The following is a 19,746-nucleotide window of genomic DNA, read 5'->3' as shown; positions in this document are numbered from 1 at the left end:
ACACAGGGGTTAGGGCCTTAAGCCCCTCACCCGGTGCCGGTGCCGCGCGTAGCGTCGGGCCCATGGAGCAGACCAGGGCCGGCACCGCCGCCCCCTCGCGGCCCCAACCGTTCCTCCGCCGCTGGTTCCTGTGGGTCACCCTCGGTGAGAGTGCAGGATTCCTGGCTCCCGCCGTCGTCGCAGTCTTCGTAATCATTCCGGACACCGCCGGCGGGATGGCCTGGCTGGTGGCGGCCGGCGTCGTCGAAGGCACAGTCCTGGGGCTCGCCCAGGCGCACGTGCTCCGAAGCCGGCTTCCCGGCCTCAGCGTGACCCGGTGGACCATCCGCACCGCCGCCGGCGCGGCAATCGCCTGGCTCCTGGGGCTCAGCCCCGGTACTTTCGCCGATCAATGGCAGCCCTGGCCGCCTGCCCTGCAGCTCGCCGTCGCGGTTCCCGGCGCCCTGCTGCTGCTGTGTTCGATCGGGCTGGCGCAATGGCCGGAACTCCGCCGGCACCTCGCGCACAGCGGACGGTGGGTGGCCGGGAACGCAATGGCATGGTGCGTGGGGCTGGGACTCTTCTTCGCCGTCGCACCTCCGCTGTGGCAGCCGGGACAGCCGCCGACGACGGTGATCGCCATCGGCGTTGCCGCCGCCATCCTGATGGCCGCCGGCATGGCACTGGTAACCGGCCTGGTGATGAAACGGCTGCTTCGCTTTCCAGCGGCAGCTCAGAAGCCGGTGGGCTCGGTTTCGAACTCCGGCTCACTTGGCGGCGCCTCGTGATGGAGCGGACGAAGCGCCGAGGTCTGCTCCATCCAGATGAGGGCGTCATAGCGCCCTCCCATCCGGGTGGGAACATAGTTTCCGGATTCCCGTGCCGGGCGGTAGACAACCCCGATGGCCCGGTGACCCAACCAGGCTGACAGCCACGGCCCGGACCTGTCCTTGCCGAATTCCAACAGTGCCGGTGCGCCCAGTGCCCTGTGCAGCAGGTCCTCGTGGCTGCCGGTCCGGGCCTCCGGCACAGTGAGCACCCGCTCCGGGGAGCCCCAGGCGTCCGCAGCCATCACAGTTCCCTGGTAGGAACCGAAACCTATCAGGGTCACGCCTTCGGAACCGTGGCGCTCGCGGAGCAACTGGCCCACGTTCACCAGCCCGTCCCGCGCCATGTCCGTGGCCCGGGCATCGCCCACATGGGTGTTGTGCTCCCAGATGATCCCTTTGGACGCCGGGCCCAGATGCGCACTCAACCGGTCCACAGTGTCCGCCATGTGGCGGTCCCGGACGTTCCAGGACTCGCGGCTCCCCTGCACCATGATCCGGTAGTAGTGCTCGGCGTTGGCGGCAACCACAGCGTTCTGGACCGCGTCGAAAGCCTCGTCGCTCGCGACGCGCGGTTCGTGGTCCCGCAGCGCAAGTGTCCGGTTCCGCACCTCGGTCAGCAGTGCAACCACATCAGCCTCGCACGATTCGGGGACCAGCCGGGTGCTCCAGGCGTACTCGTGCGGGTCTTCGTGATGCGGAAGGAAACACTGCCACGCCCGCATGGCAGCGGGAACGGCGTCGGGCTCGTTTTCCTCGAGCCAGCCGATGATCTCCCGCAGGGAATCCCACAGCGAGTAGACGTCCAGGCCGTAGAAGCCAACCCGCTCCTCCATCGGACGCTCCAGGTTCCAGCCGCGCAGCCAGTCAAGGAAACCTGCCACTTCCTCGTTTGCCCACATCCAGGTGGGCCAACGACCGAACCCGGCAAGCATGGTGTGCACGCCCGTATCCTGCCCGCTTTGTCCCCGGACCCAGCGGTTGATCCGCCAGCAGTCCGGCCAGTCGCCTTCCACTCCGATCCAGCTGTATCCCTGTTCTTCGATCAGCCGCATGCTCAGGCGCGCACGCATGGTGTAGTACTCGTGGGTGCCGTGGGATGCTTCACCGATGGCCACAAAGCGTCCGGCACCGGCCCTGTGGACCAGCCGGTCAAGGTCCCGGAGTCCGCTGAGGGGCCTGGCCAGGGTGCGGATCTCGTCCAGCATGCTCAGGACGGCACGGTTTCCGTTGGTCATGTCGGGTCCTCGAGCGAGATGGCTTCAAGGTATTCCGGAACACGCACCCGCCAGCCGAGTTCGCGCTTGATGCGGATCCGGAGCGCATCGGACGCCTCCGGTTCGCCATGGGTGATGTAGGTCATCCGGGGCTCCCGTCCGGCGGCCCTCATCCACTCGATCAGCCCGTCGGAGTCCGCATGCGCGGACAGGCTTTCCATCTGGATCACTTCGGCCCGGATGCGCACGTCCTCGCCGTAGATGCGAAGTTGCCGTTCGCCGGCGGCGAGCGCGGCGCCGCGGGTTCCGCCGGCCTGGTACCCGCTGAGGATGATGGCGTTTTTCGGATCGGGTCCGTATTCGGCGATGTGGTGCAGGATCCTGCCTCCGGTGAGCATCCCGCTTGCGGAAATAATCACCATTGGTCCCCCGCGGAGGTTGAGCAGCTTCGAGTCGTCCACCGTCCGGGTCATCTTGGCCACTTTGTACATGTCCTCGTACTCCCGCTGCTTGAGCCGGTGCTCATCCGGATGCCGCTGGTACATGCCGGACGCGTCAATGGCCATGGGGCTGTTCAGATACACGGGGATGTCCGGAATAGCGTTTTTGCTGCGGAGCCGGGACAGGTGCAGCATCAGTGTCTCCGCGCGTCCGACGGCGAACGCCGCAATCATGATCACGCCGTTCTTCTTCGCCACACGGGTGATGATCTCCCCCAGCTGCAGTTCAGGATCCAGGCTCGAATGCTTGCGGTTTCCGTAGGTGGATTCGGTGACGAGTATGTCAGTGGCGCCGAGTCCCCGGGGCGGAAACATCAACGGATCATCGTTGCGTCCCAGGTCGCCGGTGAAATGGACGGAATGCTGGCCCACGTCGAGCCTGATCTGGGCTGCGCCCAGGATGTGGCCGGCAGGCAGGAACGTCGCGGTGATGCCCCCGCCGAGCTCCAGCGGGGTGTCGAAGCCCTGTTCCCGGAAGCTGTCGAGCGAGCGGACCGCGTCCGCAGCCGTGTAGAGCGGAACCGGCGGGCTGTGCCTGGACGACCCGTGCTCGTAGGCGTACTTGGCTTCTTCTTCCTGCAAGTGCCCGCTGTCCGGCAGGAGCAGGGTGCACAGTTCGGTGGTGCCCTCCGTGGCGTACACCGGCCCGCTGTAGCCGTCCCGGACCAGGGCGGGTACGTAGCCGGTGTGATCTAGATGCGCATGGGTCAGAAGGACGGCGTCAATGGAGTCCGGCCTGACGTGGAAGGGGATCCGGTTGCGGTCTCGGAGCACCTTGTAGCCCTGGAACAGCCCGCAGTCCACGAGGATGCGTTTCCCGGCTGCCTCAACCAGGTACCGGGAACCGGTCACGCTGTCCGTGGCTCCGAGGAACCGGAGTTGCGGGTGTCGGTGTTTCATAATGCTCCCTGCTCCCGTCGCGCAGCGTGCCCGTTGCCGTCCGGCGGCAGCGGCAGCGCCAGGGCCCGGCAGGCGCATGGGCTGCAACGCGCCGGAATGCGCAGTCGCGATGTACGTCCTAGCTTCCGCTTCTTCCGGCAGCCCACCTAGGGCCGAAAGTCACGGCTGCCCGCGAGCTCCCGCCTTTTCTGGAACCGGGGCCGGCAGTACGCTGGAACCACCCCTTGGAGACGTCGTATGGCTGAACAGGATCTAATCACCAGCGCCCGCGCGGCGTACGCCCGCAGGGACTGGCCCGCGGCCCGCAACGGTCTGCTGGCCGCCAGGACCACCACCGGCCTGGAGCTGCAGGACCTGGCTGCCCTGGCCGACTCGATGTGGTGGCTGGGCGATATTCCCGAATCGCTCTCGGTGGCAGAGGATCTGTACCGCGGCCTTGCCGGAGCCGGTGACCGGCCCGCTGCCGCTATGAAGGCCATACTCCTGTCCCTGCAGTGGGGCACCCGGGGGGATCTCGTGGTTGCCTCCGGGTGGCTCAACCGGGCACGGCGCCTGCTGCAGGACCTGCCGGAAGGGCCTGAACACGGGTACCTGCTCTACCTGGACAGCGCGATGTCCCTGGACCTGGAGGAAGACCCCGGACCGGCGCAAGCAGCCGCAGCCAGGCTCGACGCCCTGGCGAACCGCCTGGCGGACCCCACCCTCGGCTGCTTTGCCCGGGTCATTGCCGGACTTGGCGGGGTCCGGGCCGGGCGGACCGAGGACGGTTTCAGCGACCTGGACGAGGCCATGCTGCCGGTCTTGGCCGGTGCCGTTGCGCCCGTATGGGCGGGAGACATCTATTGCACCGTCATCCACCTCTGCCACCAGCTCGGAGACCTGGCCAGGATGCGGGCCTGGACCGGCGCTCTGGAACAGTGGACAGCGGGCCTGTCAGCCACTTTTGTGTACACCGGCGTCACCCGCATCCACGAACTTCAGCTGGTCAGCGCCGAAGGCGGCTGGGATGCGGTGGAGCGCGAAATAGGCGCTTCCAGCGACAACCTGGTCACAGCACATGGCTGGATGGCCGGTGCGGGCTACTACGAACTCGGCGAGGTCCGCCGCCTGCGCGGCAATGCTGCCGGGGCGCTGGCCGCGTACCGCCGTGCCCGGGACCTCGGGGTGGACCCGCAGCCCGGCGAGGCCCTGTTGCACTATGAAGCCGGCGACACTGCCCTGGCGCTCAACCAGCTCCGCGCCTCGCTGGGCGAGAGCCGACTGCTGGACCGGGCCAGGCTGTTGCCGGCCGCCACCGAGCTGGCACTGGCCCGGCGTGATGCGGCGCTCGCAGAGGCCCTGGCAGCCGAACTGGAAAGGACCGCCGCCCGGTTCGCCTCTCCGGGCCTCCAGGCATGGGCATGCCAGGCCCGTGGCGCCGTCCTGCTGGCGTCCGGCCGCGCGGACGGCGCGCTGCCGTTCTTTGAGGCGGCCGCCCGGACGTACCGCGCGCAGCGTGCGCGCTACCGCACGGCCCGGATCCACGAGCTTCTGGCCGAGTCCCGGCGCGCCCTAGGCCATGCCGGTGCGGCCGATGCCGACCTCGCCACAGCACTCGCCATCTACCGCCAGCTAGGGGCCGTCCCCGACGTGGAACGGCTGGAGCGCGCGGGAGACCGCGCCGGCGGCACTGCCGGCGGCGCGGACAGGGGCGGACTGACGGCCCGCGAGCGCGAAGTCCTGGCACTCATCACCACTGGTGCCAGTAACCGCCAGGTGGCGGATGCCCTGGTCATCAGTGAAAAGACAGTGGGTCGGCACCTGGCCAACATCTTCGCCAAGATCGGGGTCTCCACCAGGACCGCCGCGGCCGGCTGGGCCAGGGACCACGGACTGGCGTGACGTACGACGACGGCGAGCGCCGCTCCCGTCGTCGTCGTGCGTCCGCCTGAAGGCCCCCTTGCAGGGACATGCTCCTGCATCATTCACCCCACGGCCCCGGTGAAAGATGCATGATCCGCCCGACGCGGCGTGCCCGGCCGCGAACGTACTTTCGAAGTAGCCGGACACGGAGTCCGCCGAAGAAAGGAAAGACAATGACCACCACAGACCTCCACCTCACGGCAGGAGACGGTGCGGCCGCCCGCGGTGACACGGTGGCCGCGGAGGACGCCGTTGAAGCCGCAGCGGCCCGCCTGATCGGCATCCTCAACGACAGCTCGGCCGCCGTCCTGGCAAGCATCGGCCACCAGACCGGGCTGTTCGACGTGATGGCCGGGCTGCCGCCTGCCTCGAGTGAGCAGATTGCCGACGCTGCCGGGCTCAACGAACGCTATGTCCGCGAATGGCTCGGCGGCATGGTGACGGCCCGCTTCGTCGAGTATCGGCCCGACGCCGGCACCTACCGGCTGGACCCCGCGCTGGCGCCGTCCATCTCCGGCCAGGGCGTCGACAACCTGGCCCGGACGCTGCAGTACATCACGTTGATGGGTGAGGTGGCGGGCAAGATCGCGCATAAATTCCGGACGGGCGGCGGCCTGGGGTACGAGGACTATCCGGATTTCGTCGGCATCCAGGCCGCTGACAGCGCCTCGGTCCATGACGCATCCCTCGTGTCCGCCATCCTCCCGCTGGCCGGGTGCGTGGACAGGCTGAAGAAGGGAATAGACGTCGCGGATATCGGCTGCGGCGCCGGGCACGCCGTCAACCTGATGGCCGAAGCCTTTCCCGCGAGCCGTTTCACGGGCTACGACTTCTTCGAGGACGCGGTGCTCGCCGGGCGGGCGGAAGCCCGGCGGCTGGGACTGCGGAACGTCAGGTTCGAGATCCTGGACGCGGCGGACCTTGACGTCGTGGAGGGGCTGGACCTCATCACCCTTTTCGATGCCATCCATGATCAGGCCCGGCCGGCCAAGGTGCTGCGGAACATTCACAACGCGCTGCGCCCGGACGGCACCTTCCTCATGGCCGACATAAAAGCTTCAAGCAACCTGCTGGACAACATTGAGCTCCCGTGGGGGACGTTCCTCTACGCGATTTCCACGTTCCACTGCATGTCCGTTTCCCTGGCGCAGGGCGGGGACGGGCTTGGAACGGTGTGGGGCGTCCAATTGGCTGAATCCATGGTCCGGGCTGCGGGCTTCGGCACCGTTGAGGTGAAGGAACTCGAGGAGGACCCGTTCAACGCCTACTTTGTGGCCCGCAAGTAGGCGCCTGACTGCTCAGCCGGCGGGGTCCCGCGCTGCCGGGGCCCTGCTGCCGGGCATCTATTGCCGGGCATCTATTGCTGGGGACCGGCGATGTTCACCAGCCACGCGACGCCGAACCTGTCCGTGCACATTCCGAAGGTGTCGCCCCACGGCGCTTGTTCGAGCGGCACCGTCACGGTGCCGCCGTCGGACAGCTTCTCCCAGTACCCGCGCAGTTCGGCGTCGTCATCTCCGCTGAGGGAAACGGAGAAGTTGTCGCCGGGGGTGTAACTCATGCCGTTGGGTGTATCGGCGCCCATCAGCACCATGCCGGATCCGGTGGTCAGCATGCCGTGCATGATCTTGTCCTGCTCGGACGCGTCTTCGCTGGCATGGAACTCACCAAAGGTACTCATTGCCAGTTCGCCTCCAAATACGGACTGGTAAAAGTTCATGGCCTCCCGCGCATTGTCCCGGAAGCCAAGGTAGGGATTCAGTCTCGTGGTCATCTTCTTGTGTCCTCTCGTACCGGTCGATACCCGGACCACCCGTGGATCCGGTGGCCGCCCGGGCTTGGAACACTTCATATGTTGCCCCAGTCATGCCGGACTGCATAGGGGCGGCGATGGCCCTCGGCCTCAGCTCCAAAGAGCAACGTGAACTTTGGATCCCCGTCGTTCAAGCCCCCGCGAGCCGCCCGGAGCAACCATGGCGGCTGTTGCATCCGGTGTGGTGACGAAGCGCTGCAGCGCCTTTGCCTTGGAGGTTGTCCGGCCGTGGCTAAGCGTGCTTGCCCACCACAGACCGGAAACTGGAGTTCCGACGACCGGTACGCGCACCAGGACTCCGGTTTGGAGTTCCGCCCGCACAATATGCCCCACGGCCAGTGTCAAGCCCTCTCCCGCCCTGACCGCGGCGAGCGCGTCGGTTTCGCTGCTTAGCCGGATCACTTCGGGCACTACGCCCATCGACGACAGCCACCGCCCTTCATCCGTCTCCGCCTGGATGCCGGAGGGGCCGGCGAACCACGGGCGGTCCATTAGCCGTCCCAGTGGTACCGGCCCGTGCAGCACCGCGAGGGGATGCGACGCCGCCACCACAAAGACGCGCTGATACCGTAGGAAAGGGACCATCTCCAGTCCGACGTCGGCACCCGGGCCGGCTGGCTGCGCAGGCCTGGCCCCGAGGGCTATGTCGTAGGCGCGGTCAAGCAGAAGCGACGCTATGTCGGCAGCGGACTCCACTACGACATCGACAGAGGCTCCGGGGACCCGTTTGGTGAAGAGGTCAAGCAGCCGTCCGGCCGCATGTTCAGCGAACGGGGCTGTTGCGACGATTCTTAGCAACCCCGCGTCTGTGGTTGCGTGGGAGACCTCCCACCGGGCCTGGTCAGCCAGGCCGACGATTTCCTGGGCATAGTCCGCCAGCGCCCGGCCGCCCGGCGTCAGGGCAATGCCTCCGGCAGCACGGACGAAGAGGGGGTCGCCAAGGTCCCTTCGGAGCGCAGCCAGGGCCGAGGAGACCGCCGGCTCGCTGACAGCAAGGGCCGCCGCGGCAGCGTGAAGCGACCCCAGTCTGGCCACGAGCGCGAAGGCCCGCAGCTGGCTCAAAGTCATCGACACGGCTTCATAACCCTTCGCTTATGACGATATTGACACTCCACTCGGGCCGGGGCAAGACTGACCTCAAATCGGCGTCTTACAGTGTGCGGCGCCATGGAGTGAGGTAGGGACAATGCAGATTCCGGCTCCTTTTGACTACGTGCGGGCCAGCACGGTGAACGATGCCCTTGAACTCCTTGCACGCCACGGCCCCGAGTCCCGGGTGATAGCCGGCGGGCACAGTCTGCTGCCCATGATGAAACTCCGCCTGGCCCGTCCCGAATGGCTGATTGACATCAACGACCTGTTCGAGCTCGACTTCATCCTTCTCGACGGGGATCACCTGCGGGTGGGCGCGCTGACGCGCCATACGGCCCTCTTGGAATCAGCCGAAGTGGCCCGACTCTTCCCGATCATTTCGGACGCCGAAGCGGTCATCGCGGATCCTGTGGTCCGCAACCGCGGAACCATTGGCGGTTCCCTGTGCCAGGCCGACCCGGCCGAAGACCTTTCCACGGTCTGCGACGTCCTGCGTGCTGTGGCGGTGGTCCGCGGTCCCGGCGGCGAACGCCTCGTCGACATGAAGGAGTTCCACCGCGGCCCCTATGAAACGGCGGTGGCACCAGATGAGTTGCTGTGCGAAGTCCGGTTCCCCGTTCGTCCGAGCTCGGGAAGCGCCTACGAAAAAGTGGAACGCCGGGTTGGCGACTGGGCCGTCGCCGCAGCCGGGGCGGCTGTCTCGCTGGCGGACGACGGTAGCGTCGATGCCGCGGCCATAGGTCTCACGGCACTGGGCATCGACGGAACCGTCGAGGAAGCCGCAGCCGTACTCCTTGGACAGCAACCCCGCGAGGAGCTGTTCGTCGAGGCCGGCCGGCTGGCAGCCATTGCGTGTGATCCCGTCGCGGACCAGCGCGGACAGATCGACTACAAACGGCATCTGGCCGACGAGCTCACCCGCAGAGTCCTGCGGCTTGCATGCGCCCGGGCTGCCGGAACACAGGAAGGTTGAGCTCCATGCAGATCAGCATGACCGTGAACGGCAACGAAGTAGCCTCCGACATCGAACCGCGGGTGCTGCTGGTTCATTACATCCGCGAAGTCCTTGGCCTCACGGGCACGCACTGGGGGTGCGACACCACCAACTGCGGAACGTGCGTGGTCCTGATGGACGGCCAGCCCGTGAAGTCCTGCACCGTGCTCGCGGCGATGGCGGCCGGGCACGATATCCGCACCGTTGAAGGACTCGCCACGGCAGGCACTCTCGATCCGGTTCAACAGGGGTTCATGGAGGAGCACGGGCTGCAGTGCGGCTTCTGCACCCCCGGCATGATGCTCACGGCCCGCGCCTTGCTGGACAAGAACCCGCATCCGGACGACACCGAGATCCGGAAGGCCATTTCCGGGCAGATCTGCCGCTGCACCGGATACGCCACCATCGTCCGCTCAGTGCAGTGGGCTGCCGCCCACCCGGCAGGGTCGGCCGCCGACGTTGCAGCACCAGACGAAGTCATCGAGGGTACGGACACGGCGGTCCCGGACGTCGCAGACACAGAGGTGAAGGCATGACTGTTATCCACGATCGGCCCGGCAATCCGGCGGCCGGTGACGCCGACCGGCCGATCGGGTACGGGCGCATCCAGCGCAAGGAAGACCCCCGGTTCGTCCGTGGGAAGGGCCACTACGTCGACGACATTGTGCTGCCGGGAATGCTGCACGGCGCCATCCTGCGCGCCCCGGTTGCCCATGCGCGGCTGGTCTCGATCGACACCACCAACGCGTTGGCCCACCCGAAAGTGCTCGCCGTGATTACCGGCAAGGACCTGCTGGCGCTCAATCTGGCCTGGGCGCCCACGCTTTCAGCGGATGTGCAGGCTGTGCTCGTGACCGACAAAGTGCGCTTCCAGGGGCAGGAGGTCGCTTTCGTCGTCGCGGAGAACCGCTACGCCGCACGGGATGCCTTGGAACTGATCGACGTCGAATATGACCTGCTCCCTCCGGTGATCGATGCGCGCAAAGCCCTGGACCCGGACGCCCCCCTGATCCGGGATGATCTCGAAGGCCGGACGGACAACCGGATTTTCGACTGGGAGATGGGCGATGAGGCGGAAACCGAGGCGGTATTCGCCGCAGCCGACGTCGTCGTGGCACAGGAGGTCGTCTACCCCCGAGTCCATCCGGCACCCATGGAGACCTGCGGCGCCGTCGCGGACTTCGATGCCGTCTCCGGAAAGCTGACGCTCTATGAGACGACCCAGGCCCCGCACGCGCACCGCACCCTGTTCGCGATTGTGGCCGGCATCCCCGAACATAAGATCCGTATCGTCTCCCCCGATATCGGCGGCGGCTTCGGTAACAAGGTGGGTATCTATCCCGGCTACATCCTCGCCGTCGTCGGATCGATCGTCACCGGCAAGCCGGTGAAGTGGGTGGAGGACCGCTCGGAAAACCTGATGTCGACGTCGTTCGCCCGGGACTACATCATGCAGGGCGAGATCGCCGCCACCAAAGACGGCAAGATCCTCGCTCTCAGGACCAGCGTGCTGGCCGATCACGGCGCGTTCAACGCCACCGCGCAGCCCACTAAGAACCCCGCCGGCTTCTTCTCGATCTTCACTGGCAGCTACGACCTGAAGGCCGCGTTCTGCAAGGTCAGGGGCGTCTACACCAACAAGGCTCCGGGCGGCGTTGCCTACGCGTGTTCGTTCCGGGTGACGGAAGCCGTCTACCTTGTGGAGCGGATGGTGGACATCCTGGCCCGAAAGCTGGACATGGACCCGGCGGAACTCCGGCTGAAGAACTTCATCAAGCCCGAACAGTTCCCCTACGCGAACAAGACCGGCTGGGTCTATGACTCAGGCAACTATGAAGAGGCCATGCGCCTGTCGATGAAGATGGCCGGCTACGAGGCGCTCCGGCGCGAGCAGGTAGAAAAACGCGAACGTGGCGAACTCATGGGCATCGGCGTCGCCTTCTTCACTGAGGTCGTGGGAGCCGGCCCCCGCAAGCACTTCGACATCGTGGGTCTGGGCATGGCCGACGGCGCCGAGTTGCGCGTCCACCCCACCGGCAAGGCCGTCGTGCGGCTTTCCGTCCAGAGCCAGGGGCAGGGCCACGAGACCACGTTCGCGCAGATCGTCGCGGAAGAGCTCGGCATTCCGCCGGAGAACATCGACGTCGTCCACGGCGACACGGACCAGACGCCCTTCGGCCTGGGCACGTACGGGAGCCGATCGACACCGGTCAGCGGCGGCGCGGTGGCACTCGTTGCGCGGAAGGTCCGCGAAAAGGCGAAGCTTATCGCCGCAGCCATGCTCGAAACCCGGCCCGAAGACCTCGAGTGGGAGAAGGGCCGCTGGTTCGTCAAGGGCGATCCCGGCGCCGGGAAGACCATCGAGGAAATCGCCATGGCCGCCCACGGCACCATGACGCTGCCCGAAGGGGTCGACGGCAACCTCGACGCCGAGGTCACGTACGACCCGCCGAACCTGACCTTCCCCTTCGGCGCCTACATCTGCGTAGTGGACATCGATGCGGGTACAGGCCACGTCAAGGTGCGGCGTTTCATCGCGGTGGATGACTGCGGGACCCGGATCAACCCGATGATTATCGAAGGCCAGGTGCACGGCGGCCTGACCGACGGCGTCGGCATGGCCCTCATGGAAATCATTGAGTTCGACGAGGCAGGCAACTGCCTGGGCGGCTCCTTTATGGACTACCTGATCCCCACGGCGATGGAGGTACCGGACTGGGAGACCGGATTTACAGTGACGCCATCACCGCACCACCCCATCGGCGCCAAGGGCATCGGAGAGTCCGCCACAGTCGGCTCGCCCCCGGCCATCGTGAACGCGATCGTCGACGCCCTGGCACCTTACGGGGTGGTCCACATGGACATGCCGTGCACGCCGGCCCGGGTGTGGGAGGCCATGCAGGGCCGGCCAAGGCCACCGATCTGACATGCAGGCCACGGGAGAAACCCTCGCGGCAAGGGCAACGGAACTCATCAGCCGCCGGGAGCCGTTCGTCCGTGCCACGGTGGTGCGGGCGCAGCGGCCCACGAGTGCACACGCCGGTGACACCGCCCTGATCCTGTCCACCGGGGAAATGAATGGCTTCGTGGGCGGAAACTGCGTCGAAGCCTCCGTGCGGGAATACAGCCTGAAGGCACTCGCAGCCCAGGAGCCGTTGTTGCTCCGCGTTGTGCCCGGCGAGCCGTCGCACCGGAGCGAGGAAGGCGCCGTCGAGGTGTCAAACCCCTGCCTCAGCGGAGGAACGGTGGAAATCTTCCTCGAGCCGCACATCCCGGCGCCGCGGGTGCTGGTGGTCGGCACCACCCCGGTGGCCCAGGCCCTGGCTTCACTCGGAGCCGGAGTCGGCCTGCAGATGGAACTGACCGACGGGCAGGCGGCCGACCCCCGGCCCGACGACGCCGCCCTGATCGTCGCCTCCCACGGCAGGGAGGAAGAAGGTGCGCTGGAAGGCGCACTGCGTGCCGGGGTGCCCTACGTCGCGCTGGTTGCCAGCGAGGTGCGGGGCGCCGCCGTCCTGGCATCCCTGGACGTGGACGAATCTTTGCGCTCCCGTGTGTTCAGCCCGGCAGGGTTGGACCTGGGAGCCCGCACCCCGGGCGAGATCGCCGTGTCCATCCTCGCGCAGCTCATTGCCGAACGGGCCAAGGGACGGCACCCGGCGGCTGGACAAAGCGCACCGGCGACGGCCATTGACCCTGTGTGCGGGATGACTGTGGCCGCTGTCGAGTCAACGCTGCACCTCGAGCACGGCGGCACCACCATCTACTTCTGTTCCCGGGGATGCTACGAGGCATTCCGCAAAGATCCGGAACGCTATGACGCCTCCCGATGAAGCCCAGCCGCGTCATGCACGCAGCCCTGACCCGCTGACACCCGGCCGTCCAACCGGAAAGCCCCGGATTGCCGGGCTGGTCCTGGCCGCGGGCGGATCCCGCCGGCTGGGACGCCCCAAGCAGCTCCTTCCCTACGGAGACGGAGTGCTGCTCGACGCCGTACTGGCCACCGCCCGGGCCTGCGGCTTCGCCCAGCTGGTGTTGGCGTTGGGCGGCTCGAGCGAAGAGGTGCTGAAAGTAGTGAACACGGCTGGCTGCGATGTCGCCGTCAACCCGGACTTCGGCACCGGGTGTGGATCGTCGATAGCCGCCGCCCTGCCGGCGCTTCATTCCGACATAGATGTGGTGGTCCTGTTGCTCGGGGACCAGCCGGGGGTCATGGCCGAGAACGTGTACAAGCTGCTGGCGGGACGCGGGCAGTCCGGAATCGCCGTCTGCCGCTACGACGACGGAATCGGCCATCCGTTTGCCTTTGCCCGGTCCGCCCTGCCGGCGCTCGCCGGACTGCACGGCGACAAGGCGGTGTGGAAGTTGTTTGAGGAGCGGGCGTCGGAGGTGGCCGAGGTGACCGTGTCCGGCGCCATTCCCCTGGACATCAACACCGATGAGGACTACGAACGGGTGCTCAACGCGCTTCGGGGCGTACCGTGAGCAACGCTGCGCGCAGTGGCGCGGAAGAAGATGTGCAGCAGCTGGTTCCGGACGTTCCGTCGCTAATGGCTGCACTTGACGACGGCGACTACCTCGCCGACGTCGGACTGGCCACGGCGCTGTTCCTGGCCGTGCGTTTGCCCCAGCCCATCCTGCTGGAAGGAGAAGCGGGGGTGGGCAAGACGGAGGCTGCGAAGGCGCTGGCCCGCGTGCTCAACACTCCCCTGTTCCGGTTGCAGTGCTATGAGGGGATTGACGCAGGTGAAGCGCTCTATGAATGGAACCACCAGCGCCAGCTGCTCGGGATCCGGCTGGCAGAAGTGCGCGACGCAGCCCTGAACGAGTCGGACCTTTTCGGGCCGCAGTACCTGCTGCGCCGGCCGCTGCTCCAGGCGATCGAGCATCCCGGACCGCGCCCGGCCGTGCTGCTGCTGGACGAGATCGACAGGGCTGACGCCGAATTCGAGGCGTTCACCTTCGAACTGCTGGCAGAGGCCGCTGTGACCATCCCGGAACTGGGCACCATCCGGGCCACGCATCCGCCGGTTGTGGTCCTCACGTCCAACCGGACGAGGGACCTGCATGACGCGCTCACGCGCCGCTGCCTCTATCACTGGATCGACTATCCCGCGCCCGCGCGGATTGCCGAGATCGTGCGCCGCCGTGTCCCCGGAAGCGCCGGTCCCCTGGCTCAGGAGGCAGCGTCCGCCATCACGAAGATGCGGTCACTGGACATGGCCAAGCCACCCGGGATCGCCGAAGCGATCGACTGGGTATCCGCTTTGTCGGTGCTCGGCATCACGCACATCGATGCGCCCACCGTGGAGAAGACCTGGGGCTCGATCGTCAAGAACCGGGACGACCTCGAGCTTGTGGGATCGCGTGGCGCGGCCTGGCTGGTCGGGGACGGCCATGGCTGATTTCGGTGCCGCCATCAGCCCGCCCGGAGTGGAGGCCGCTTCCCTGGCCGCCGGACTTGTCACTGCGCTGCGCCGTGCCGGCCTGGCGACTTCCCCGGACCGCGCCGTTCGGCTGGCAGAAGCCCTCCGCCTGATCCCGCCCTTCGCCCGCGAACCGCTCTACTGGACGTGCCGGGTGGTCCTGGTGTCCTCCCGGGAGCAGGTGCCGGTTTTCGACGCCGTCTTTTCCGCCGTGTTTGATGGCCGGATTGACCCGGCAGACAGCAGGGGCGCCACCAAGGCAGAACCGGCGATCGACCCCGGGGCGCGCCTCCGCCCGTCCCCGCCGTCAGGGGCGGCGAAGGCGCCGTCAGCCCTCCCCAAGGCTTCGCCGCCCGCTCTGCTTCCCGGCAGGGAACGCTCCGGTGAGGGGGACGGTCCTGAGCGCGAGGCCATTCTGGCCATGGCGTCGGCGGAGGAAAGAATGCACGAAACGTCCTTCGCCGAGCTCTCCGCCGAGGAAGTGGGCCAGGTACGCCGGCTCGTTCGGGAGATAGTCTTCGCCACGCCGGAACGCCTGAGCCGCAGGACCCGCAAGTCTTCGCATAACAATGCACGGCTGGACATCCGGAGCACCGTCCGTGCAGCCCAGCGCACCGGCTCCGATGCCACAAAGCTCATCTACGCCCATCGCCGGCCCCGTCCGCGGCAGCTGGTCCTGCTGTGCGATGTATCGGCGTCCATGGAGCCCTACACAAGGGTGTTCCTGTCGTTACTGCAGGGCGCCGTCGCCGGAGCCCGGGCGGAGGCGTTCGTGTTCTCTACCCGCCTGACGCGGCTGACGCAGCAGCTGGCAGTCCGGAACCCTGATCAGGCGCTGGCCCGGGCCGCCGCGAGGGCGCCGGACTGGGCGGGAGGGACACAGATCGCGGAAAGCCTGCGGAGCTTCATTGACGCGCACGGCCGCCGCGGTTTGGCCAGGGGTGCGGTGGTGGTTGTGCTCTCCGACGGCTGGGCCCAGGATGATCCGGGCCTCGTGGCCACGCAAATGGGACGCCTGAAGCGGCTCGCCTACCGGATTGTCTGGGTTAATCCGAGGAAGGCGGACGTGAACTACCGGCCGCTGGCGGGCGGTATGGCGGCGGCGCTCCCCTACTGCGACGCCTTTGTCAGCGGCCACAGCTATGCGGCCCTCGCGGAAGTGGCAGCCGCGGTCCGGGACGGACGCGGGACAACACAAGAGAGGCAGGGCAACAGCTAATGCAAATAGACAGCGCTTTCTCCGTAGTCGCTCCCATCGACAAAGTCTGGGACACGCTTATGGACTTCCAGCGCGTGGCCGGATGCGTACCAGGGGCTCAGATCCTGAACAAGCTTTCCGACGACGCCTATCAGATAGGGATGAAGGTGAAGCTGGGACCGGTTTCCATGCAGTACAAGGGGCAGATGTCCGTCCTCGAACGGGACGCTGACGAACACCGCGCGGTGTTCCAGGGCCGGGCGCAGGAAACCCGCGGCCAAGGTACGGCCGAAGCCACTGTGACCCTGCGCCTGGCAGAGGCGCAAGGTTCGACGCAGGGTACAGTCAGCGCCGACCTGGCCCTGTCCGGAAAGGCCGCGGCAATGGGGAAAAGCGTCATCGGCGGCGTCACCGAGCAGATGATGGCGCTGTTCGCCGCCAACCTGCAGACGCTGCTGGCGGAACCTGCCGGGGAAGCACCGGGCGAGGCCGCGCACGAAGCGCCGGCCGAAGCCGGGCAGGGCGCGCCGGGCGAGGCCGGGCAGGAGGCACCGCCGGCACCTCTTCCCGGGTCACTTGGGGCACCTGTTCCCGCAGTATCCGCACCGTTGTCGCCGTCTGCCCCTTCGCCACCTTTGCAGCCCGACAACAGCCTGAATGCACTTTCGCTGGCTAAGGGAATGCTCACCGATCAGCTCAGCAACCCCGGGAAACTCATCGGGCTGCTTGCCGCCGTAGCGTTTTGTGCTTATCGGCTGGGCCGCCGTACGGGGCTGCGCTCGCGCCGGCCCTGAGCCGGCGGTGGAGGACAGAGGAAAATGCGTGACGTTCTCGCGGCCATGATGCCGGGCTGGCTGCAGGGTGGCACCGCCGGTTTGGCTACCGTCGTGCGGACTTTTCGTTCCGCACCGAGGCCCCCGGGCGCTGCCATGCTGGTCACGGCCACCGGCGAAGTCTTCGGCTCGGTCTCGGGAGGCTGCGTCGAGGGTGCCGTCTACGAGCTTGCCACACAGGTTAGGGCCGACCACCGCCCGGTCCTGGTGAGCTACGGCGTCAGCGACGACGACGCCTTCTCGGTCGGGTTGACCTGCGGCGGCACTATTGAGGTGTTTGTAGAGCCAATTTCGCAGCAAACCTTCGGGGAGCTGGACCGGGTCCGTGAGGACATCGAGACATCCCGCCCGGTGGGAGTTGCCACCGTGATCGAGCACCCCGATCCCGGCTGGCTGGGCCGCCACCTCGTCGTCCGGCCCGGCGGATTCGAAGGCGGGCTGGGTTCGGTCCGGGCCGATCGCGCCGTCGGCGACGACACCCAGGGCCTGCTGGCAGCCGGCCGGAATTCCGTCCTGACGTACGGCCCTGACGGCGAGCGCCTCGATACCGGCATGTCCGTGTTCTTCGCCAGCTACGCGCCGCGGCCGCGGATGCTGGTCTTCGGAGCCATCGACTTCGCCGCGGCACTGGCACGGTTGGGTACCTTCCTGGGCTATCAGGTCACCGTTTGTGACGCCCGCGCCGTATTTGCCACCCAAGCGCGGTTCCCCGATGCCGCGGAGGTGGTCCGTGCGTGGCCGCACCATTACCTCTCCGAGCAGCTCGCCCGGGGACTCCTCGACGAGCGGACCGTGATTTGTGTCCTGACCCACGACCCCAAGTTCGATGTCCCGGTGCTGGAGGCGGCCCTTCGAGGCCGTCCCGTCGCATACATCGGTGCGATGGGCTCCCGGCGCACGCACAACGATCGGATGGAAAGGCTTCGCGCTGCAGGCCTGAGCGACGAGCAACTGCTGAAACTGCACAGCCCCGTTGGCCTGGACCTGGGGGCGCGCACTCCCGAAGAAACAGCGGTATCGATCGGGGCGGAGATCATCGCCCTGCAATGGGGTGGCAGCGGTGAGCCGCTGGGGTCCCGAGCGGAGCGGATCCATCACGACGAAATGCCCGGGCGGGCCACTGACACGGCAGCCCCCGCGCCACAGACGGATCCATAACTCATCCGCTCCGAGGCGACTGGCGTTGATTGACGACAAAGTCCTTCGCGGCATGATCACCATTGGGCACCGCACCCGCTGCCACGCAGAGGTGGCTGTTCTCCGTGCAGAAATTAACGCAGGGCCATAAGCTCAAGGCATGGCCAGATACTTTGATGTGCACCCAGACGATCCCCAGCCGCGCGCGATAGGTCAGATAGTGGAGCTGTTGCGGTCCGGCGGATTGATCGCTTATCCCACCGACTCCTGCTACGCCCTTGGTGCGCAGCTCGGCAACCGCGAGGCCCTTGACCGCATCCGGGCCATCCGTCAGCTGGACAGCAAACACCACTTCACCCTGGTCTGCAAGGATTTTGCCCAGCTGGGCCAGTTTGTCCAGATCGACAACGATGTGTTCCGCAGCATCAAGGCGGTCACGCCGGGCAGCTACACGTTCATCCTTCCCGCCACGAAGGAAGTGCCCAAGCGCCTGCTGCACCCGAAGAAGAAGACCGTGGGCGTCCGCATCCCGGACAACGCTGTGGTCCAGGCGCTGCTGGCCGAGCTGGGAGAGCCGCTGCTCTCCAGCACGTTGCTGCTGCCCGACGAGGAAGAGCCGCTGACCCAGGGCTGGGAAATCAAGGAACGGCTGGACCACGTGGTGGACGCTGTGGTGGATTCCGGCGACTGCGGCGCGGAGCCGACCACGGTCATCGACTTCTCGAGCGGTTCGGCGGAAGTGGTCCGCCGCGGCATGGGAGATCCGTCCCGGTTCGAGTAGCCGCCTTGCCGCCCGGCAGGCGCCGCGGCCCGGCCGGGTTTAGTCTTTCTTGCGTGCCCTGCTGGGCTGGACCCGCGGAGGCTCGCCGGGCATCTTGGGATAGTCCGGAGGGAACGGAAGCTCCCCCAGCCCGGAGCCGACGTCCCGCTCCCACCACTCGAGCAGCACGTCAATTTTTCCCGGGTTGGCGTTCATGTCCGCCCACGGGTCCCCGACGGTCCGGAGCCGTTCCGGGACGGTGAGAATCGTGAAGTTCTTAGGGTCCGCGCTGCCCAGTTCGTCCCAGGTGATCGGGCAGGACACCGGGGCGTGGCCCAGCGCCCGGGGGCTGTAGGCGCCGGCTATGGTCCGGTCGCGGTTTGCCTGGTTGAAGTCCACAAACACCCGTTCGCCGCGTTCTTCCTTCCACCAGGCCGTAGTGACCTTGTCCGGCATCCGACGCTCCAGTTCACGTGCGGCAGCGATGACGGCGTGGCGGACGTCAAGAAACTCGCGGGTGGGCTCCACCGGCGCATAGACGTGCAGGCCGCGGTTCCCCGAGGTCTTGATAAAGGTGGTGAGTCCGGCTTCCGCAAGTACCTCCTTCAGCTCCAGGGCTGCAGGGATGGCGTCGTCGAAGTCGGTGCCCGGCTGGGGGTCCAGGTCGATCCGCAACTGGTCGGGGTTGTCAGTGTTGTCGGCACGCGACGGCCACGGGTGGAACACCACCGTGTTCATCTGGGCAGCCCAGACGGCGGCGGCCGGTTCGTCCAGGACCAGCATGGGATGCGAGCGCGCACTCGGAAAGACCACGTTCACCGACCGGATGAAGTCCGGCGTGCCCTTGGGCGGATTCTTGGAGAAGAACTGCTCGCCGTCGACGTTGTCCGAAAACCGCTGCAGTGCCACCGGACGGCCGCCGTTCGCCGCGATAAAGGCGTCCCCCACTTCCGCGAGGTAGCGCGCAAGGTCCAGCTTGGTCAGCCCGAGATCCGGCCACAGGACACGGCCGGGACTTGAGATCCGCATGTCGCGGGGGCCGTTCGGTCCGTCGACCGTGAGGGTGGTGGATTCGCTCGCCATGGTGACAACCTACCCCGCCCGGTCCGCTCCGTCAGCAGTTGGCTACCGAACGGAAGAAACTTCGGCCTGCTCACTGGGCACGCGA

General features: G+C 67.1%; 18 protein-coding genes. 13 read left to right on the top strand and 5 right to left on the bottom strand.

Annotated features, from left to right (window positions below; genetic code table 11):
* Positions 1 to 62 precede the first annotated feature (62 nt).
* Entirely contained in the window at positions 63 to 767 is a 705-nt protein-coding gene (locus tag ACSQ12_RS10700) for a hypothetical protein (protein WP_436065394.1), read from the top strand.
* On the opposite strand, the gene ACSQ12_RS10695 is transcribed toward ACSQ12_RS10700, so the two are convergent.
* Both ACSQ12_RS10695 and ACSQ12_RS10690 read right to left on the bottom strand, forming a co-directional pair.
* Entirely contained in the window at positions 713 to 2,044 is a 1,332-nt protein-coding gene (locus tag ACSQ12_RS10695; protein ID WP_436065393.1) for an erythromycin esterase family protein, read from the bottom strand. The genes ACSQ12_RS10700 and ACSQ12_RS10695 overlap by 55 nt on opposite strands.
* Positions 2,041 to 3,423, bottom strand: coding sequence for an MBL fold metallo-hydrolase RNA specificity domain-containing protein (locus ACSQ12_RS10690; RefSeq protein ID WP_436065392.1), 1,383 nt, complete (start codon positions 3,421 to 3,423; stop codon positions 2,041 to 2,043). The genes ACSQ12_RS10695 and ACSQ12_RS10690 overlap by 4 nt, the downstream gene beginning before the upstream one ends.
* 237 nt (positions 3,424 to 3,660) lie before the next feature.
* On the opposite strand from ACSQ12_RS10690, the gene ACSQ12_RS10685 reads away from it, so the two are divergent.
* Entirely contained in the window at positions 3,661 to 5,304 is a 1,644-nt protein-coding gene (locus ACSQ12_RS10685; protein ID WP_436065391.1) for a LuxR C-terminal-related transcriptional regulator, read from the top strand.
* A 194-nt stretch (positions 5,305 to 5,498) separates the two neighbouring features.
* Positions 5,499 to 6,611, top strand: coding sequence for a class I SAM-dependent methyltransferase (locus tag ACSQ12_RS10680; protein ID WP_436065390.1), 1,113 nt, complete (start codon positions 5,499 to 5,501; stop codon positions 6,609 to 6,611).
* Positions 6,612 to 6,682: 71 nt separating this feature from the next.
* Here the strand turns inward: ACSQ12_RS10680 and ACSQ12_RS10675 are convergent, their stop codons facing one another.
* Together ACSQ12_RS10675 and ACSQ12_RS10670 are read right to left on the bottom strand one after the other, a co-directional pair.
* Positions 6,683 to 7,099, bottom strand: coding sequence for a VOC family protein (locus tag ACSQ12_RS10675; protein ID WP_209744927.1), 417 nt, complete (start codon positions 7,097 to 7,099; stop codon positions 6,683 to 6,685).
* 129 nt (positions 7,100 to 7,228) lie between these two features.
* A complete protein-coding gene (locus tag ACSQ12_RS10670; protein ID WP_436065389.1) occupies positions 7,229 to 8,206 on the bottom strand; it encodes a LysR family transcriptional regulator in 978 nt (325 codons plus the stop codon).
* Between the two features lie 118 nt (positions 8,207 to 8,324).
* Between ACSQ12_RS10670 and ACSQ12_RS10665 the strand changes: the two genes are divergently transcribed.
* The 10 genes from ACSQ12_RS10665 to ACSQ12_RS10620 all read left to right on the top strand — a co-directional run bounded on the left by ACSQ12_RS10665 (position 8,325) and on the right by ACSQ12_RS10620 (position 18,599).
* Positions 8,325 to 9,203 carry an FAD binding domain-containing protein gene (locus ACSQ12_RS10665; RefSeq protein ID WP_436065388.1) on the top strand — a complete coding sequence of 293 codons (879 nt, stop codon included), beginning with the start codon at positions 8,325 to 8,327 and terminating at the stop codon, positions 9,201 to 9,203.
* Between the two features lie 5 nt (positions 9,204 to 9,208).
* A complete protein-coding gene (locus ACSQ12_RS10660; RefSeq protein WP_436065387.1) occupies positions 9,209 to 9,760 on the top strand; it encodes a (2Fe-2S)-binding protein in 552 nt (183 codons plus the stop codon).
* Positions 9,757 to 12,150, top strand: coding sequence for an aerobic carbon-monoxide dehydrogenase large subunit (locus ACSQ12_RS10655; protein ID WP_436065386.1), 2,394 nt, complete (start codon positions 9,757 to 9,759; stop codon positions 12,148 to 12,150). The genes ACSQ12_RS10660 and ACSQ12_RS10655 overlap by 4 nt, the downstream gene beginning before the upstream one ends.
* Position 12,151: 1 nt before the next feature.
* Positions 12,152 to 13,057 carry an XdhC family protein gene (locus ACSQ12_RS10650; protein ID WP_209744941.1) on the top strand — a complete coding sequence of 302 codons (906 nt, stop codon included), beginning with the start codon at positions 12,152 to 12,154 and terminating at the stop codon, positions 13,055 to 13,057.
* Positions 13,041 to 13,709 carry a nucleotidyltransferase family protein gene (locus ACSQ12_RS10645; protein ID WP_436065385.1) on the top strand — a complete coding sequence of 223 codons (669 nt, stop codon included), beginning with the start codon at positions 13,041 to 13,043 and terminating at the stop codon, positions 13,707 to 13,709. Before ACSQ12_RS10650 ends, ACSQ12_RS10645 begins: the two co-directional genes overlap by 17 nt.
* Complete coding sequence (locus ACSQ12_RS10640) at positions 13,706 to 14,629, top strand: AAA family ATPase (protein ID WP_436065384.1); 924 nt, start codon at positions 13,706 to 13,708, stop codon at positions 14,627 to 14,629. The genes ACSQ12_RS10645 and ACSQ12_RS10640 overlap by 4 nt, the downstream gene beginning before the upstream one ends.
* Positions 14,622 to 15,869, top strand: coding sequence for a vWA domain-containing protein (locus ACSQ12_RS10635; RefSeq protein WP_436065383.1), 1,248 nt, complete (start codon positions 14,622 to 14,624; stop codon positions 15,867 to 15,869). Before ACSQ12_RS10640 ends, ACSQ12_RS10635 begins: the two co-directional genes overlap by 8 nt.
* Positions 15,869 to 16,642 carry an SRPBCC family protein gene (locus ACSQ12_RS10630; RefSeq protein ID WP_436065382.1) on the top strand — a complete coding sequence of 258 codons (774 nt, stop codon included), beginning with the start codon at positions 15,869 to 15,871 and terminating at the stop codon, positions 16,640 to 16,642. Before ACSQ12_RS10635 ends, ACSQ12_RS10630 begins: the two co-directional genes overlap by 1 nt.
* Before the next feature lie 24 nt (positions 16,643 to 16,666).
* The gene (locus tag ACSQ12_RS10625; RefSeq protein WP_436065381.1) at positions 16,667 to 17,839 is read left to right on the top strand and encodes an XdhC family protein; all 1,173 of its coding nucleotides are present in this window, start codon (positions 16,667 to 16,669) and stop codon (positions 17,837 to 17,839) included.
* Between the two features lie 139 nt (positions 17,840 to 17,978).
* Positions 17,979 to 18,599 carry an L-threonylcarbamoyladenylate synthase gene (locus ACSQ12_RS10620; RefSeq protein ID WP_043481340.1) on the top strand — a complete coding sequence of 207 codons (621 nt, stop codon included), beginning with the start codon at positions 17,979 to 17,981 and terminating at the stop codon, positions 18,597 to 18,599.
* A 39-nt stretch (positions 18,600 to 18,638) separates the two neighbouring features.
* Here the strand turns inward: ACSQ12_RS10620 and ligD are convergent, their stop codons facing one another.
* The gene (gene ligD, locus ACSQ12_RS10615) at positions 18,639 to 19,661 is read right to left on the bottom strand and encodes a non-homologous end-joining DNA ligase (RefSeq protein ID WP_436065380.1); all 1,023 of its coding nucleotides are present in this window, start codon (positions 19,659 to 19,661) and stop codon (positions 18,639 to 18,641) included.
* Positions 19,662 to 19,746: the final 85 nt, after the last annotated feature.

This window comes from Arthrobacter sp. LjRoot14, from assembly GCF_964253905.1.
Taxonomy (GTDB): Bacteria; Actinomycetota; Actinomycetes; order Actinomycetales; family Micrococcaceae; genus Arthrobacter.
The sequence above is the reverse complement of the archived record's forward strand: the minus strand, read 5'-3'. Positions and strand labels throughout refer to the sequence as shown.

What these genes read in the sequence shown, in the direction of transcription:
- ACSQ12_RS10700 (WP_436065394.1), top strand. Translation starts at nt 63, where the DNA reads ATGGAGCAGACCAGGGCCGGCACCGCCGCCCCCTCGCGGCCCCAACCG.
- ACSQ12_RS10695 (WP_436065393.1), bottom strand. Translation starts at nt 2,044, where the DNA reads ATGACCAACGGAAACCGTGCCGTCCTGAGCATGCTGGACGAGATCCGC.
- ACSQ12_RS10690 (WP_436065392.1), bottom strand. Translation starts at nt 3,423, where the DNA reads ATGAAACACCGACACCCGCAACTCCGGTTCCTCGGAGCCACGGACAGC.
- ACSQ12_RS10685 (WP_436065391.1), top strand. Translation starts at nt 3,661, where the DNA reads ATGGCTGAACAGGATCTAATCACCAGCGCCCGCGCGGCGTACGCCCGC.
- ACSQ12_RS10680 (WP_436065390.1), top strand. Translation starts at nt 5,499, where the DNA reads ATGACCACCACAGACCTCCACCTCACGGCAGGAGACGGTGCGGCCGCC.
- ACSQ12_RS10675 (WP_209744927.1), bottom strand. Translation starts at nt 7,099, where the DNA reads ATGACCACGAGACTGAATCCCTACCTTGGCTTCCGGGACAATGCGCGG.
- ACSQ12_RS10670 (WP_436065389.1), bottom strand. Translation starts at nt 8,206, where the DNA reads ATGACTTTGAGCCAGCTGCGGGCCTTCGCGCTCGTGGCCAGACTGGGG.
- ACSQ12_RS10665 (WP_436065388.1), top strand. Translation starts at nt 8,325, where the DNA reads ATGCAGATTCCGGCTCCTTTTGACTACGTGCGGGCCAGCACGGTGAAC.
- ACSQ12_RS10660 (WP_436065387.1), top strand. Translation starts at nt 9,209, where the DNA reads ATGCAGATCAGCATGACCGTGAACGGCAACGAAGTAGCCTCCGACATC.
- ACSQ12_RS10655 (WP_436065386.1), top strand. Translation starts at nt 9,757, where the DNA reads ATGACTGTTATCCACGATCGGCCCGGCAATCCGGCGGCCGGTGACGCC.
- ACSQ12_RS10650 (WP_209744941.1), top strand. Translation starts at nt 12,152, where the DNA reads ATGCAGGCCACGGGAGAAACCCTCGCGGCAAGGGCAACGGAACTCATC.
- ACSQ12_RS10645 (WP_436065385.1), top strand. Translation starts at nt 13,041, where the DNA reads ATGACGCCTCCCGATGAAGCCCAGCCGCGTCATGCACGCAGCCCTGAC.
- ACSQ12_RS10635 (WP_436065383.1), top strand. Translation starts at nt 14,622, where the DNA reads ATGGCTGATTTCGGTGCCGCCATCAGCCCGCCCGGAGTGGAGGCCGCT.
- ACSQ12_RS10630 (WP_436065382.1), top strand. Translation starts at nt 15,869, where the DNA reads ATGCAAATAGACAGCGCTTTCTCCGTAGTCGCTCCCATCGACAAAGTC.
- ACSQ12_RS10625 (WP_436065381.1), top strand. Translation starts at nt 16,667, where the DNA reads ATGCGTGACGTTCTCGCGGCCATGATGCCGGGCTGGCTGCAGGGTGGC.
- ACSQ12_RS10620 (WP_043481340.1), top strand. Translation starts at nt 17,979, where the DNA reads ATGGCCAGATACTTTGATGTGCACCCAGACGATCCCCAGCCGCGCGCG.
- ligD (WP_436065380.1), bottom strand. Translation starts at nt 19,661, where the DNA reads ATGGCGAGCGAATCCACCACCCTCACGGTCGACGGACCGAACGGCCCC.